The following is a 15,363-nucleotide window of genomic DNA, read 5'->3' as shown; positions in this document are numbered from 1 at the left end:
TTCCCATCCCGAACACGGCCGTTAAGCTCTTCTGTGCCGATGGTAATTGGGGGCTGTCCCCCTGTGAGAGTAGGTCACTGCCAGGCAATATTTTAATATTGATTGTGCTTCGCGGCATCTCTTAACAAACTCCATATTATACTAACGTGGAGCAATAATGAGATGCCGTGAGGCTTTTTGGAGAGCTGTCCGAGTGGCCGAAGGAGCACGATTGGAAATCGTGTAGACGGTTAAGGCCGTCTCGAGGGTTCGAATCCCTCGCTCTCCGTCGAGAAAAAGTCATGTGTAGATTAAAATCTGCACATGGCTTTTTTTAATTTAATTGCGGTATAATTTCTCAGTAAAGATTATGTAAATAATCTTGAAGAGGATGTGAACGCAAAATGCGCTTTATTCGAGATAACTGCTCAGTACAGTTGACGAACTTGTCGGCAGATTGTACTGAGCATATCGTTATTTGCTGACAGGCTCAACTGTACTGAATCCCGAAAACAAAAAAATTTTAGGGGCGTACAGTTATGAAACATTTAAAAAAATTAATGAAAAATAATAAGTTAATGGTCAGTAGTTATCTTTTTTTGGGTATCGTATTGGCATTCCTGAACAATTATAGCGCAACTTATTTTCAGAAGTTAATAGATAAATTTAATGATGGATCCTTATCCATAGGGCTCATTGCTATATATGGAACTTTGTTGATCTTGTTAAGCGTTTTAAGTTATGTAGACGAATACCCTGGCCGCAAACTTGAGCATGGGATTTATCTTAACTTGAAGTTGATGGCTCTCCACAAAATTAACAAAATAGATTATTTAGTTTATCAGACAATAGGAACAGGCAAACTGATTCAAAGAATAGAGAATGGTGCGGCAGCAGGAAAAGGTATACTATTTGATTTTGCGTTTACTCTTGTGAGGGATATCATTCCGTCAATCATTTTCAGCATGATCTTTATATTAACAATAAACAAAATGGTTATGCTGACGATACTGGCTGGTTATATTGTTGTATTCACAATCACGAATTTACTTTTAAAAGTATTGTATCGGATCAAGGAGCGTATCCTCACAAACGAAGAGAAACTAAATCATTTTCTGGTTCGCGGGTTTATGGAAATGGTCATCTTTCGCTTAAATAAGAGATTTAATGATGAGCTTAAGAAAGCGCGCGAGGCAAAGGATGAGATCGTCACAGCAAAGGTCAAAATGACGCTTATTCATGAAGCGTTCTTTGCGATTTTTGCTTTATTGATCATTTTTGTTAAGATCGCGATCATTATGTTTGGCTGGATAACAGGTTCTTTAAGTATCGGTGCGATTGTCGCATTAATTTCCCTGGTTGATCATGCTTATACACCGATTGCCATATTCAATGTCTTGTTCGTACAATACAAGTTGGACAAAACCGCATTCAAACGATATGAGGAATTTCTTGATTCACCGGACGATAAACAGCTTACCCATGGAACACCTGTCAGCTTAATAAATGGCAATATCTCGTTTCATCAGCTCCGATTTAATTATGGCAATAGAACAATAGTTAAGAACTTGAATTTATCAATCAAAAAGGGCGAATCCGTAGCTTTTGTTGGTGAGAGTGGGTCTGGAAAGTCAACAATCGTGAAGTTGCTGGTGGGGCTGTTAAAACCAGATGGCGGTGAGATTCTCGTCGACGGTTACAGCTTCTCCTCCATAAGTCTAAACAGTTACTATGATCAAATTGCCTATGTTCCCCAGGAATCACCTGTCTTTGATGGTACCTTAAGAGAAAATATTGTGTTTGATCGTGTTGTTGAGGACAAAAAAATAATTAAGATACTTAACAAGGTCGGGCTCAATGAACTATATCATAAACTTGAGAAAGGGCTTGATACTGAACTTGGTGAAAGGGGACAAGCACTTTCCGGCGGAGAGAGGCAGAGATTGGCGCTGGCGAGACTATGGTTTTCAGACGCAAAGTTAATCATCCTAGATGAGGCAACCTCTGCGATGGATAACCTCACTGAAGAATCTGTTATGGCTCAATTAGCGGAACTTCTGCATGACAAAACAGTCATTGTCATCGCGCATCGTTTAAACATAATAAGGAATTTCAAAAGGATTATTGCATTTAAAAATGGTGAGATTATCGGACAGGGAGACTTTCCTACTCTTTTAGAAACCAATCCCTATTTTCATGAACTATATTACGCTCACTTAAGAAAATAAGATTAAACATAATGAATCGATAGTAACAAAGATCAAGTCCCTTACGTGCAAATGATACGCAAGGGGCTTGTTTTTCTTGTGATAATAATGATAGATTATTTTCAATAGCCGCTTTAATTTGTTCAATTTTTGAGGATAACGAATCTAAAATGGGAAAAGGTGGATCCCAATAGTAGCTACCGTGGCGAGGTAATGTAAATTGAGTAAATACGTTGATAGGATTGGGTTTTATAGGCTACATTTTCGCTAGAATGTAAACTGATGGGTATAAAAGTAGGGTAGCGAGTAACCACAAGGCATATTTATAAAGAATAGAAGCAATTCATAGAGTGGAAAAATTTAACGATATTCAATCTCGTAACTGATTTATCGGTTAATAAGGGACATTTTTCCACTAATTATTGGTTTAGTTTCTCATAATCAACTATTTACCGCCATGACATACTTATCAGTTGATGATTCACTTCTTCATCATTTATACCTAGATAGAACCGGGTTTCTTTAGGAGATCGATGACCTAAAAAATACATTGTCTTCATAATGTCGTGATTGCTGTCTATATAGAAGCGGTAAGCTGCGGTTTTTCTTGTCGTGTGACAGCTTATATATTTTGGGTCAAGACCTGCGTAGTCCGCCGCCCATTTCAATAATTTATGTACCCATTGACGTTTAAAAGGAAAGATAAGATCGTTTTCATTTTTTCCACGCAAGTAATCTTCCATTCTTCTCCGGCAATTATCATTAAGAACGATGACACGTTCAAGCCCCGTCTTCATTGTTCGCAGATGAACATATCCATTATTAATATTTTTTTTTCGAAGAGAAAGGATGTCTGAAACTCTAAGTGCTGTAGATAAAGCAAATTCAAGATAAAGGGTATAGACATAACCGTTTTGTCTGCTTCCTAATGCCTCAAACATGTCATTTATCTTATTTAAATCCTTAATTGGCATACTTGTCATATTAGTTCTCCCTTTCAAAAATGTAACAAGCTAGGAATTATTTTACATGAAAGATGTAAGCGTTTGTAGATTTATTGAATAATTCCACAAATTACCATATACGTTCTAGCGATAATGTAGCCTAATCAGGGTATAAATTGGCGTCACAAAGAGGTGAAATGGAACTGAAAAAATCATTTTTTAATTGAGAAATTCTATTGATTTATGCTCAAAAAATTATTGAAAGGGAGTTAGGAGGAAACGGATAAAATTATCTGAGATTAGTCTAAAAACATTCTTGATTTCGTCTATGATCCTCATTGTGCTTGTGCCTGTCATCATTGTGGGTGTGTTTTCCTATTTGAACGCAAAATTCGCAGTTATTGATCAATTGGACCGTAGTGCAAGGAATAGCATAAATATAGTAAATACGGTTGTGACCGTTCTTATAGAGTGAGAAGAAAAGGGCGTTAATTATTTTGCAAGCAGAATATCTGGACAGCAAATTGACACAAACAAAGAAAACACAAAACGTTTTATTGACAGCACATTAAAAGATCATTTAATGACCGATGCTAACATTTCAAGAGCTTATGCCTCTGGTACCAATGGAACTTCATTGTCACAACCCTCGAAATATAAATTTCCTAATGGTTATAACCCACGTACACGGCCTGGTATAAGGAAGCGATGGAAAATCCAGGGGTGATCGTGATCACTCAGCCCTATCAATCAATTGTGTCGAATCAATAAGTTGTTAGTATTGCTCGAACGACAAAAGATGAAAAAGGCATTGTGGCCGTTGATATCAGCTGGAAACATCTACTTGAATTGTATAAACGAATAAAAATTGGAGCAAGTGGCAGCAAGCGCCGAAATTCTTTCAAATATGGCAGAAAAACTTCAGTTGTTAATTAATCAGTTCAAGACATCATGATCGAGATCATAAAAGCCTATGGTTAAATTTTAGAATGCATAAAGTAACGGGGGCTTTCCTATTGATACGAAAGATGATAATTATTAAATTTTTGGATCGGAGGCATTCAACCTGGTATAAGGTAGATCAGAAAGACATTGAATGCAACCACAGGCACTACTATAAAGGAGACATTATTGAAGTTAACGGCAAAAGGTACTGTGTCATTGACGACCATACCTATTTGCGTGTGCAAATGATGAGTGACAATGTGAATCTCTACCATTCAATTCCAGAAGATCCGGAAAAATGACAAAAGACTCTCTATTCCTTGATGAATGTAAATCTGCTATTAATTCGTCTAAACTCACATAATTCGACATACATAATGGACATTAAATTAAGAGCAGGATTTGGTGAAACAAAAAACGACCGCACTTGGTCGTTTTTTTTGTTTCTAGATTACATAGAATTATATACCGGCTGTAATCCCGCCGTCTGCGAGCAGCGCGCCTCCAGTGAAAGCGGAAGAGTCATCAGAAGCAAGGAATACAGCAGTGCGTGCAATTTCCCGAGGCTGAATCGGGCGCCCGATGATCTGGACATCTCCAAGGCCCTCCAGAACCTTTTCTCGTCCTCCATAAAGCTCCGCATGAGCATCATTGAATGTGGTGTCCACCCATCCCGGACAAATACAATTAACGCGAATATGGTCCCGTGCGTAATCCAACGCCATAGCCTTTGTCAGCATATGAATTGCTCCTTTGGAAGCAACGTAGGCAGACAATCGAGGTTCAGCGACAAAACTGTTCGCTGACGCCATGTTGACAACAACTCCTCCGCCTTGGCGCTGCATTTCCGGAATCACATACTTGCCCATCAGAAATTGCGATTTTACATTAATGCGCATCGTTTTATCCCACGACTCTTCATCGAGTTCTACAACCGAGCCCGGAATATTCACCGCTGCATTGTTGACGAGTATATCAATGCTCCCTAGTGAATCTAATGCAAAGTGAACCAAATCTTTAACATGATCCGTTGAAGAGACATCTGTTTTTCGATAAAGCACTTTTATATCTTCTGTACTGAGTTCGGCAGCCAGATCTTCACCTGACTCTAGTAGATCGGCAATGACGACATGTGCGCCCTCTGCAACAAACTCACGAACAATCGCTTCACCGATTCCTCTTGCACCCCCGGTAACGATGGCTGTTTTTCCTAATAATTTCATCTTATTTCCTCCAATAATTCAAACTTAAATATCTTCAAGAGTAGGTCCGGCGATCCGGTATCCTTTTGATTTAACAAAACCGATCAATACGCCAATGAGAAGCCAGCTGAAACCGACGATATAAGTTACCTTTTCAAAACCTGTCCAAACATACAGACAGACGCAACAACCGATAAGTGGAAAGAGGAGATAGAAGATTGTGCTTTTCAGATCGCGTTGTTTCTGTTTGATGTAAAAATAAATGAAGACAGTGAAGTTCAGAATGGTAAATGACGTAATTGCGCCAAAGTTAACAAGCATGACAATTGAGTTCAACGGAACGAAAGCAGCAACCAGTGCGGATACGAGTGCTGAAAGCAGTGTGGCATATACAGGTGTCTTAAATTTTGGATGCAATCTGCCAAGAAAAGCAGAACCCGGAAGAAAGTTGTCTCTGCCCATCGCAAAAATGATTCGTGATACGGCCGACTGGACGTTTAGCGTAACGGCAATACCTACTGCAAGTACATTGATGATAATAAGCGCCACATAAAGGCCGTATCCGCCAACTTCACGGACAATATCGAACAGAGCCATTCCTTCATCAAGGTTCTGTGCATTTGGATGGACGAGACCGGCCATATAGGATTGAAGCAGGAAGAGAATTGCTGTAATGACGAGTGATAAGACCGTCGCTTTTCCTACGTTTTTTTCTGGATCCTTTGCTTCTTCAGCCAGTGTGCTGATCCCGTCAAAACCAATGAATCCGAGTACGATTATTGAAACCGCAGATGCTGCAAATCTGAAGTCTACATGTTCAGGCTGGATGAGTGGAGTTAACGAGAATCCGCCTGCGCCATGCCCATCGATAAAAACAAACTTCACTGCAAGCAGGACAAATGCAATGAGGGAAGCGATTTGCAGCCAGAACAACCATTGATTCACTTTGGCGTTCATTTCGATACCGATGATGTTGATAAACGTATTAATAATGATGAAAATAAAAGCCCAAACGAGCGGCGGTATCGCTGGAACGAGACTGGACATCCACATGCCGGCAAACACGCAAACCAGTGCAGGCGCTAGGATGTAATCGGACAATAAAATCCATCCGGAGACAAATCCGATGTGCGGGTTCAGTCCCTTCTGTACATAATTATAAACAGAGCCGGCATAAGGAAAGGCTTTACTCATTTGTGCGTAACTCATCGCGGTAAAGAACATCAGGACGGCTCCTATTAGGTAAACGAGCGCCACCATGTTGAAACTCGTCTTCGCAACTAATCCGTATACTTGGAACGGCGCGAGCGGTGCCATCATCACCATCCCGTAGATCGTTAACTGTTTTAAAGAAAGGACACGTTTGAACTGATTGTCTGTGTTCACTGTGAACATCCTCCTTATTATTTGATTGATTTGTGCTCGGCATGAACCCCATAGGTAGACTCCACTCCTCCTTTTTACATGTGAGTTAAGCGAGCAATTGTTTAGAATATTAATAACATTTCAAATGCCAATTGAGGGAGTGCCGGCCATCACGTGACGGTCGGCATGTCTGATTTTTTATGAGGTGAAAATCATCAGTGCGGTACACTTTCCCAGAGTCGAAAAAGGGAAAATCATGTATAATGCAAAGAAACAGATTTTTTTGAGGCGGGAGAATGCTTAGATGCCCTATTTGTCCAAATATATGTTCATTTCTTGTCTGAATATTGTGATCATTGCGCTTGTTCTCACATTCGTTTCCTATGAAATTCAAGGGCGCATGATTTTGAAAAATATTCAGGAACAGTCTGCCTACTTCACTGATTTAGCCTTTGACCGGCTGAATCCCGAAGATATCAGGCGTGCGGATCAGAATCCTGATCTGAATGCTCCTGCTCAGAAAAGGTTAACGAGACAACTATCCATTATTGCGGAAAATAATTCAGACGTTGGACAAGCGTATATTTTCAATACAAAAATCACAAATGGCGATGAAACCAAAGTTTTGGCGATGCCAACAAAACTGATCGAAGCGGAAAATGGGACACTTCTCCCAGGTATGCAGTACAGACAGCCTCAGGAAGTTATCGAAGCAATTAAGAAGCTCACGCGAGAGAAAACAATGATTAAGACAGGCGTTTACACGGATCGTTATGGAACATGGGTGACCGTTTTGTATCCGGTATTCGACAGTTCGCATCATGTTTATGCATATTTCGGTGTTGACATGGATGCCAGCATTATTAAAAAGGCGCAGAACAGCCTTTTAATGCTGTCATTGTTTTTGACAGCAATCGTTCTGCTGGTGGTACTGATTACTCAGTATTTGGTCATGAAACGGATGCTTCAGCCGGTTAAGAAAATCTTCACAGCCATTCATCAGGCGAGTCTCGGGTCTGGCCAGTATTTGCTTGAGGAAAACAGAAAAGGGGATATTGGGGACATCAACAAAAAGTTTAATTATATGGCCCGGCTGATGCAGCTCGCTGAAAAATATAAACAGCTTTTATCGGAAAATAAGGAACAAATCGCGCACATCATGAAGCAAAACGAACAGCTGACCGCCTATGCAAAACAAGTGGAACGGCTGACTGTGAATGAGGAACGTGCGCGTCTTGCGCGAGAATGGCATGATACGATCGGTCACCGCCTGACTTCCTTGATCATGGGGATGGATGTGATTCAGCGTCTTTTCGATGTGCATCCAGACGAGGCAAGAGAGAAAATGGGGCAGCTCTCTCAAATTGCACGGGAGTCGCTTGAAGATGTTCGAAGAAGTGTTCATATACTATCGGCGATTGATTACAACGACCAAAGTTTGACTGCTGGCCTAAGCAAAATCATCGAAGAGTTTCAATTATCAACAGAGATGAGCATCATTTTTCATCACCCAGACAAAGCGATTGATACTCTGGATCAGGTGAAGCTGACTTTTGTGCGCTGTTTACAGGAAGCACTCACTAACTCGATCCGTCACGGTAAAGCGACATCTGTTGTTGTGCGGCTTGTGACAGACGATCGCCGCGTTTCATTGACCATTAGTGATAATGGTGTATCCAAAGATCCGATAACGTTTGGTTTTGGCTTAAGGGGAATGAAGGCACGTCTAGAGGCACTTAATGGCGCGCTGACTGTTGAAAAAAATGATCAGGACGCCGGAGTAACGCTATCCTGTTCTGTTCCTCTACAAGGCGCTCTAAGTCGCGCAAAAATCAGGCTGCTTATTGTTGATGATCAGGTTCTGATTCGCGAGAGTCTGAGTGCGCTGCTCGACTATGAAGAAGATTTTGTGATCGCAGGCATGGCCAGTGATGGAGAGGAAGCCATTGAGGTCAGCTTAAAAGAAGAACCGGATATCATTTTGCTTGATATTCAACTGCCTAAAATGAGCGGCATAGATGTTCTTAAAAAGTTGAAAGAAAAAATGCCAAGTGTAAAAGTGATTATGCTGACGACTTTCTCAAATCTGGATTATGCGAAGGAAGTGATCGCATACGGCGCCGAGGGCTATCTATTAAAATCAATCAGCCCGCAGCAACTCGCACAGAGCATACGACTTATTTATCGGGGTGGTACGCTTCTGTCACAAAATCTTGCGCAGTCACTTGTTCTGAATGGGGAGGAAGAACGAGTAGACGCTGAGGCGAAACGTCAATCATATGATCTTTCGGCAAGAGAAACCGAAATTCTTGGTCATTTAGTTAAAGGACTGACCTATGCCGATATTGCGGAAATTGTAGGATTATCAAAAGGTACGGTTAAGAACTATGTTTCAACGATCTATTCTAAATTGTTTGTTACCAATCGTTCTGAAGCAATGAACAAGGTGATGGAAGAGGGGCTTATATGAATGCGATGCACTTTTCGGTGAGCGTTAACTATAGTGAATTTATTAATCGTCCAAAATAGGTTATACTAGAGGAGTTCTAAAATAAAATAAATTAATTTGCAAAAAACACTTGCGTTTTTAGTTGATTGATGATAATATTTTAAAAGTCGGCGGCAAGATGTTACGACAAATGCTTTTTTGGCCCGTTCGTCAAGTGGTTAAGACACCACCCTTTCACGGTGGGTTCATGGGTTCGAATCCCGTACGGGTCATTGTTTTACTTGATTTTTTATAAGCCATGTAGTACAATGTAATGGTTGTTTTGATGGCTTATTCAAAATTATATGGAGGATTAGCTCAGCTGGGAGAGCGTCTGCCTTACAAGCAGAGGGTCATAGGTTCGAGCCCTATATCCTCCACCATATCATCGCGGGGTGGAGCAGTCTGGTAGCTCGTCGGGCTCATAACCCGAAGGTCGTAGGTTCAAATCCTGCCCCCGCAATAATGGATCCGTGGTGTAGGGGTTAACATGCCTGCCTGTCACGCAGGAGATCGGCGGTTCAAATCCGCTCGGATCCGCCATTTTATTTTTTTGTTTAAAACATAATGTTTTATTTTTAATTTTACATAATGGCTCGATAGCTCAGTCGGTAGAGCAGAGGACTGAAAATCCTCGTGTCGGTGGTTCGATTCCGCCTCGAGCCACCATTTGTTCGTGCCGATCTAGCTCAATTGGTAGAGCAACTGACTTGTAATCAGTAGGTTGGGGGTTCAAGTCCTCTGATCGGCATTATTTTTATTTTATACAATAGATGCCAATATCTATTCCTTATTTCTTTTATTATTATGGAGGGATAGCGAAGAGGCTAAACGCGACGGACTGTAAATCCGTTCCCTACGGGTTCGAAGGTTCGAATCCTTCTCCCTCCATTTACATAATATAGGGGTATAGTTTAAAGGTAGAACAGAGGTCTCCAAAACCTCCAGTGTGGGTTCAATTCCTACTACCCCTGTTTTTAATCATTATGGCGGTTATGGTGAAGTGGTTAACACACCGGATTGTGGTTCCGGCATGCGTGGGTTCGATCCCCACTATCCGCCCCATAAATTTTGGCCCATGGCCAAGCGGTAAGGCAACGGCTTTTGGTGCCGTGATGCGCTGGTTCGAATCCAGCTGGGCCAATTAAATGCGGAAGTAGTTCAGTGATAGAACATCACCTTGCCATGGTGGGGGTCGCGGGTTTGAATCCCGTCTTCCGCTCCAAATTATGGCGGCATAGCCAAGCGGTAAGGCACGGGTCTGCAAAACCCTTATCCCCGGTTCGATTCCGGGTGTCGCCTCCATTTAAATACTTATTCTTTCTGCCATTATTATTGTATTGTGCCGGTGTGGCGGAATTGGCAGACGCGCACGACTCAAAATCGTGTTCCTTCGGGAGTGTCGGTTCGACCCCGACCACCGGTATTACTAGGTTCAGATACGTAGTGTTAGAACCTTGAGAAGAGCTTGTAAATCCTTAATGTATAGGGATTTATGAGCTTTTTTCGTTTTCTGAGAATACGATAGAAAACGAAATTTTTTTAATCGTTTTACACATTTTTTACACAAGCACCAAGTAGTTCATCAAATATCTTTACTGCCTGTCTTCATTTATATTTGAAATGACAGATACCTATGAAAGTTAACGTTCTTCAAAATTTAATTGCCTAAGTCTTGTCAATTAAGGTTAGTAAATATTCAAGATTGGTGGTGAACCACTGTGATTGACTGGCGATGGACGGAAGTTGATGCATTAGAAAGTAAAGAAAGATGGAATGAAGCAAAATCGCTCCTAATAAAGAATTGGCAGCAAAATCCCAATGACTTAAAAGTTATTATTAGACTAGGTTTTTTTTGCTGGTATGTTTTAGTCGAAAGGGGACCTCTTGGGATTAAAAATGTAGATCTTGATGAGTTAGAGAATGTGTTAAATGAAGTTACGCATTTTGGGTTGGCTAATTTTATGACAAATGAGGATTTTCTTTGGTGTTTTGGTTATATGATTTCGCTGTTCCCATATTACTTCGGTGACTACGAACATTGGGAACAAAAAGGTATTTCGATGTTAAAACGTGCTTATGAATTATGCCCGGATGAACCAGTGTATAGATATTCGTATTTAGCGTCCTTCACTTATACTGAGGGAAAACTTAAAGATGAATTTTATCAGGTGCAATCTGTTCTTGAGGATAGATTTAAAGGAGAAGGTGTATTATCCGACTATTTTAAAGATGTGTGGCATAGTTAGCACGCAGATTGAACTATCCAAAGTGTTAGCTTAGCTGGTTTTATGCTTTGGGGTTATATTAGTCTCACAAATAATGAGTGAACGAAAATTTTTTCATTGGCTTGTTCTTAGGGGACACCACACTGTGTTGATTATGTTTTGGCATCGAACACTTTTTGACCTGCCTGGTGTGATGGGACTGCCCGATCATTGGTTGTTAAAATGTTTGATGGGCTTATTAATCCCTGTTTTGGTCTTGATTGTATAGCAACGATTCAGACATTTTCCGATGCTCCATAGCCAAAAACAGTATACAAGCAGCTGATATTGGTTCGGCTGAAAAGAATATGGATGAATCCTTTTGCTAAATCTCATCAGATTGGGAAAAATCAGTGCTTTGAATCAGTCAACGTGCTGACTTCTTTTGGTGCGTTCAGAGGATTGGTTTTTGCTTGATCGTGTATACAGATCGTATATTAAAGAACCAAGTGATCTATCTTGAACAAATCTATATTTTCCAAACAAAGAAATCGGATTAAAGATACAAGCTTGTTGGATAATGTTATAAATCAGCCCATGGAAAACGTATCGGACAACTTTATTTTCACTGATAACTCGAGGTACCAAGTGTACATCCTATGAGATAATTACAGACAGGAATAGATGACGCATATGAGCGGATGCGGTGACGCCCTCTGAAAGGGGGTGACGCCAATGACAGTATTTCAAGCCATGACACTTATGATAAGTTTTGGAGTGCCTATCTTGATGCTGTCAGATAGAAAGAAATAATCCGCCTCATATGCTCTTGCAGGAGCTGAGACGGATTACCGTGAATAAGTAATTCAGTTATAAGCACTGCATCCGCTCTACGCGGATATTGCCATGCCGTCAGTGTTCGCAGCGCTGGCGGATTTATTTTGCCTTGATCTAATATTATTATACACAGTTATTGCAATTTCATGCAATCATTCAATTGTTGATTTGGAAAATCCCTTGATAAATTTGTAAGAGAAGCATTAGCTCATAATTTGATGATTGATCTATTAAATCATCCAACGGGTCAACACGCTTTTGATCTCTTTAATGACAATGATAGAACACATGAGATAATTGTTCGGACATTAGATTATTTAGAAAAGCATTTAGAAAAGCATTTAGAAAAACACTAAAAAACAATAGGATCTATAATTTATAGTAGATCTTCGATCGCTTTCCAAGCATTGATTAAAAGTATCAAATCCCTTGATCAAATCCAAACTCGATTACTCTAACTCAACATACCATTAAAAACCTTGAAAGGCATATAGTGAATAAAGGGGTCAAATTGCTTTATTATACTTCTTATGGGACTATATCAAATAAGAAATCACCAAATTCGTCTACAGGATGTTACAAGGGATTACGCTAATTATGAAGCGTGGATTGTGCCTCATTATCAGGAATTAGATTGCACTTAAAAATTTATCCAATAGATTATAATAAAAGAGACCCTCCAGAAATGGAACATAAACGCTCACATCTGGGGGTTCAACTGTGCAGTTTTTTGATAAGAATTAGAGCAGCCACTCGGTAAGCTGAATGGATAGATCCTTATGAATAAGTTTGCTAAACGCCTGGATGAGATCACTGATTTCTTTCGGAGCTTTTAAATGATTTTCTAAAATACATGCGGAAAGGTCGCTTGTAAAATGGGCCAAAATCGTTGTTTTGTTGTCATTGGTGTTCAATTGTCGCTTGTAATCATGAAAAAGATCAATTAACGGTTGGTGCTGGCTAGGGTCGCATTTCCCTTCAATCCAGTTTAGTAATTCAATTGCTTTTGCTGTCCGCTTGTCTGCCTTCAAGCCTGTTCATCTCTTTGTTTAGGATTTGTCCGTACTCGGCGATACGTTTTTGAAGTAATATAGCGTGCGGTTCATCATATGTGTCCTCATTATATACCTGTGCATGAACTTTGTGTCAGCTTTAACCATTTGATCCATCTGAAAGCCTGAAAAGGCATGGGGATTTTAGAGGCTAAAGATGGAAACTGCCAACTAATCGTGATTTTTATAGGAGTCGAATTAAAGATATATAAATAAAACCACGACAATTTATGTATACGAACCGTACGTACGGTGGTGTGAGAAGTCGGAGAATTTCTCCTCCTACTCGATTAATAAACCCCATACTTTTCGGTACGGGGTGCTGAGTAAGACTTGGGGGCAACTATATATTTATATGTTATGTTGCGATACAAAAAAAAATTCCCACGCCTTAGCATGGGGTAACAGCAAGAAGACTTAGGATATTGGGGAAAGCAATATCATTGTATCCATGATTAATCTTAATTAAACATATTTTGATTGCTCATCTGCAAACCAATAATATCTTTAAAATAAAAGAAACTACTGACCGGTGATCGCTTAACTCGGGTCGTGTGCAAGCAAAAATGGGGGTAAACAGCAGACCTATACCGAAGAACAAATGGAGTGTTATTTTTGTAATAATTGACAACAACCATTTGACCACACACGGTGTGGACTACTTTATTCATCTTTCCAAGAACTTTTTACTTGTTACTGCTAACAAAGACCATCCTGCTTTTGGCATGCAATCGAGCAATCTACACATTTCTATGTTACACCTATTTAATGATCGAACATCGGCAGGATTCATTGTTTTAATTTGTCTGGTTATTGCGTTGCTGTACCACGTTAAAATGCGTGATCGCGTCTCATAAATGCGGAGCCACGCATTCAATGTGCGGAATCACGCGCGAAATAGTGTGCTACACTGTTCTGTGGAGATTTACCAAGAGTATGGTAACTCTTTTACAAAGTTGAAAGAATGAAGAAGCGTTTTGTTTCTTTTCTTGTGCTTGCGGCTGTTTTGCTATTCGGATTAATCGTTTCAACACCGGCGTCGGCGGCTTCGTATAAGAACACTTATTACACCACAAAAGGCGCACATCTTTACAAGGACAAAAAAGGGGTAAAAGTCATTCGGACATTACCTTCAGGCAGCAAACTTTACCTCACACATAAATCAACAAAGGGATATTATTTTGTGACTTATGGTAAAACCTCAGGTTATATCAATGTCAAAGACCTTTCTAAATCACGTTATGCAACTTTCAAAGATTTTAAAGGATCATGGTTTTTAAACAAAAAATCAAAGCATAGTCAATATGAAATTTCAATAACTAAAAACTATATTTATTACAATTATTACCCCAATGCACTGATTGGGGCAGTTAAACTAAATGAAGCGGTTATCAGAAACAATACATTGATACTGAAAAATGTTACTCTGCGACGCGATGGAACTCAGGTATGGGGGAAGCTGACACAAACCTTGAAGCTGACAGAGAGTAATGGGAAGAAGATCCTTGTCGTTAGCAAACCAAGCAATAAAGAAATCAGTAATTTCCATGGAACAGCATTAAAAAAGTAATTATTTTATACGTAGTATGAAAATGATAATTTATAAATCGAATTCTGATTGTCCAAGATAGGAGAATTTGAAGACACTGATCGGCGCATGAAGCGTGACGATTAGTGTCTTTTCCATAATTTTTTCGACTATAGGGACAGAATAGGGAAAAGTTGCAAAAATAAGTATGACGAAGAGGAGTTGTTTTAGCGTATAAGTCTATATATTGAAGAATTCGTCATCGGCGAATAGAGTAAATATGAGTGCATCTCTCATGGATCAGTTTTAATTACATTCATAATCGTTTGAAACAGAAAAAGAAGGAAGTGTGGCGGCAAACGTGAAAAAATCAAAAGTACTTCGCCCTAGAATACCTAAGCTATTAGAAAATGAGTTGATCATTGATGGAGAGGTACGGACGGAAGAATGTTATTGTTTGGGGAAAATAAGTCATTATACCATCCATGATCAAGATGCTGAAAAAGTTGTCTTTGAACAGGTGGTTTTTTCTACCCTTTGTCAAGTACTTGAGTAAAATTATTGGCGGATAGCGAAGTCTTCAAGATTTTTTCTGGAAAAAGAGTACAC

11 protein-coding genes, 14 tRNA genes and 1 rRNA gene are annotated in these 15,363 nt (G+C 39.8%); 22 read left to right on the top strand and 4 right to left on the bottom strand.

The window, feature by feature from the left end; all coding sequences use genetic code 11:
- The 3 genes from rrf to P343_RS36160 all read left to right on the top strand — a co-directional run.
- Positions 1 to 86: ribosomal RNA gene (gene rrf, locus P343_RS36525) — 5S ribosomal RNA — on the top strand; the annotation flags it as partial.
- Positions 87 to 179: 93 nt separating this feature from the next.
- A tRNA-Ser gene (locus P343_RS36165) sits at positions 180 to 268 on the top strand.
- A gap of 250 nt (positions 269 to 518) precedes the next feature.
- A complete protein-coding gene (locus P343_RS36160) occupies positions 519 to 2,207 on the top strand; it encodes an ABC transporter ATP-binding protein (RefSeq protein WP_023511804.1) in 1,689 nt (562 codons plus the stop codon).
- 428 nt (positions 2,208 to 2,635) lie between these two features.
- On the opposite strand, the gene P343_RS36155 is transcribed toward P343_RS36160, so the two are convergent.
- On the bottom strand, positions 2,636 to 3,169 hold the full coding sequence (locus P343_RS36155; protein ID WP_023511803.1) for a tyrosine-type recombinase/integrase: 534 nt from the start codon (positions 3,167 to 3,169) through the stop codon (positions 2,636 to 2,638).
- A gap of 977 nt (positions 3,170 to 4,146) precedes the next feature.
- Here P343_RS36155 and P343_RS36150 point away from each other — a divergent pair.
- Positions 4,147 to 4,377 (top strand): hypothetical protein, encoded by a 231-nt coding sequence (locus P343_RS36150; RefSeq protein ID WP_023511802.1) that lies wholly within the window; start codon positions 4,147 to 4,149, stop codon positions 4,375 to 4,377.
- A gap of 159 nt (positions 4,378 to 4,536) precedes the next feature.
- Here P343_RS36150 and P343_RS36145 read toward each other — a convergent pair whose 3' ends face one another.
- Positions 4,537 to 5,298: an SDR family NAD(P)-dependent oxidoreductase gene (locus P343_RS36145; RefSeq protein WP_023511801.1), complete on the bottom strand. Its 762-nt coding sequence runs from the start codon at positions 5,296 to 5,298 to the stop codon at positions 4,537 to 4,539.
- 24 nt (positions 5,299 to 5,322) lie between these two features.
- Positions 5,323 to 6,663, bottom strand: a complete 1,341-nt coding sequence (locus P343_RS36140; protein ID WP_023511800.1) for an APC family permease — start codon at positions 6,661 to 6,663, stop codon at positions 5,323 to 5,325.
- Positions 6,664 to 6,946: 283 nt separating this feature from the next.
- On the opposite strand from P343_RS36140, the gene P343_RS36520 reads away from it, so the two are divergent.
- From P343_RS36520 to P343_RS36070, 15 genes are all read left to right on the top strand, one after another.
- A complete protein-coding gene (locus P343_RS36520) occupies positions 6,947 to 9,112 on the top strand; it encodes a hybrid sensor histidine kinase/response regulator transcription factor (protein ID WP_023511799.1) in 2,166 nt (721 codons plus the stop codon).
- Positions 9,113 to 9,291: 179 nt separating this feature from the next.
- Positions 9,292 to 9,363 (top strand) — tRNA-Glu (locus P343_RS36135).
- 74 nt (positions 9,364 to 9,437) lie between these two features.
- Positions 9,438 to 9,513, top strand: a tRNA-Val gene (locus P343_RS36130).
- 6 nt (positions 9,514 to 9,519) lie between these two features.
- Positions 9,520 to 9,593, top strand: a tRNA-Met gene (locus P343_RS36125).
- 4 nt (positions 9,594 to 9,597) lie between these two features.
- Positions 9,598 to 9,673: transfer RNA gene (locus P343_RS36120), tRNA-Asp, on the top strand.
- Positions 9,674 to 9,723: 50 nt separating this feature from the next.
- Positions 9,724 to 9,799 (top strand) — tRNA-Phe (locus P343_RS36115).
- A 9-nt stretch (positions 9,800 to 9,808) separates the two neighbouring features.
- A tRNA-Thr gene (locus P343_RS36110) sits at positions 9,809 to 9,881 on the top strand.
- Positions 9,882 to 9,939: 58 nt separating this feature from the next.
- Positions 9,940 to 10,021 (top strand) — tRNA-Tyr (locus tag P343_RS36105).
- Between the two features lie 12 nt (positions 10,022 to 10,033).
- Positions 10,034 to 10,104, top strand: a tRNA-Trp gene (locus tag P343_RS36100).
- Positions 10,105 to 10,119: 15 nt separating this feature from the next.
- A tRNA-His gene (locus P343_RS36095) sits at positions 10,120 to 10,195 on the top strand.
- A 7-nt stretch (positions 10,196 to 10,202) separates the two neighbouring features.
- Positions 10,203 to 10,274: transfer RNA gene (locus P343_RS36090), tRNA-Gln, on the top strand.
- 6 nt (positions 10,275 to 10,280) lie between these two features.
- A tRNA-Gly gene (locus P343_RS36085) sits at positions 10,281 to 10,355 on the top strand.
- Positions 10,356 to 10,361: 6 nt separating this feature from the next.
- A tRNA-Cys gene (locus tag P343_RS36080) sits at positions 10,362 to 10,435 on the top strand.
- A gap of 39 nt (positions 10,436 to 10,474) precedes the next feature.
- A tRNA-Leu gene (locus tag P343_RS36075) sits at positions 10,475 to 10,556 on the top strand.
- 295 nt (positions 10,557 to 10,851) lie between these two features.
- Complete coding sequence (locus P343_RS36070; protein WP_023511798.1) at positions 10,852 to 11,379, top strand: hypothetical protein; 528 nt, start codon at positions 10,852 to 10,854, stop codon at positions 11,377 to 11,379.
- Between the two features lie 1,535 nt (positions 11,380 to 12,914).
- Here the strand turns inward: P343_RS36070 and P343_RS36065 are convergent.
- Positions 12,915 to 13,205 (bottom strand): bacteriocin immunity protein, encoded by a 291-nt coding sequence (locus P343_RS36065; RefSeq protein WP_023511797.1) that lies wholly within the window; start codon positions 13,203 to 13,205, stop codon positions 12,915 to 12,917.
- Positions 13,206 to 13,792: 587 nt separating this feature from the next.
- Between P343_RS36065 and P343_RS37005 the strand changes: the two genes are divergently transcribed.
- From P343_RS37005 to P343_RS36055, 3 genes are all read left to right on the top strand, one after another.
- Entirely contained in the window at positions 13,793 to 14,083 is a 291-nt protein-coding gene (locus P343_RS37005) for a hypothetical protein (RefSeq protein WP_152525334.1), read from the top strand.
- A gap of 107 nt (positions 14,084 to 14,190) precedes the next feature.
- Positions 14,191 to 14,796, top strand: a complete 606-nt coding sequence (locus tag P343_RS36060; RefSeq protein ID WP_023511796.1) for a hypothetical protein — start codon at positions 14,191 to 14,193, stop codon at positions 14,794 to 14,796.
- A gap of 319 nt (positions 14,797 to 15,115) precedes the next feature.
- Positions 15,116 to 15,310, top strand: a complete 195-nt coding sequence (locus P343_RS36055; RefSeq protein ID WP_152525333.1) for a hypothetical protein — start codon at positions 15,116 to 15,118, stop codon at positions 15,308 to 15,310.
- Positions 15,311 to 15,363 lie beyond the last annotated feature (53 nt).

Source organism: Sporolactobacillus laevolacticus DSM 442 (assembly GCF_000497245.1).
Lineage (GTDB): Bacteria > Bacillota > Bacilli > Bacillales > Sporolactobacillaceae > Sporolactobacillus > Sporolactobacillus laevolacticus.
The sequence above is the reverse complement of the archived record's forward strand: the minus strand, read 5'-3'. Positions and strand labels throughout refer to the sequence as shown.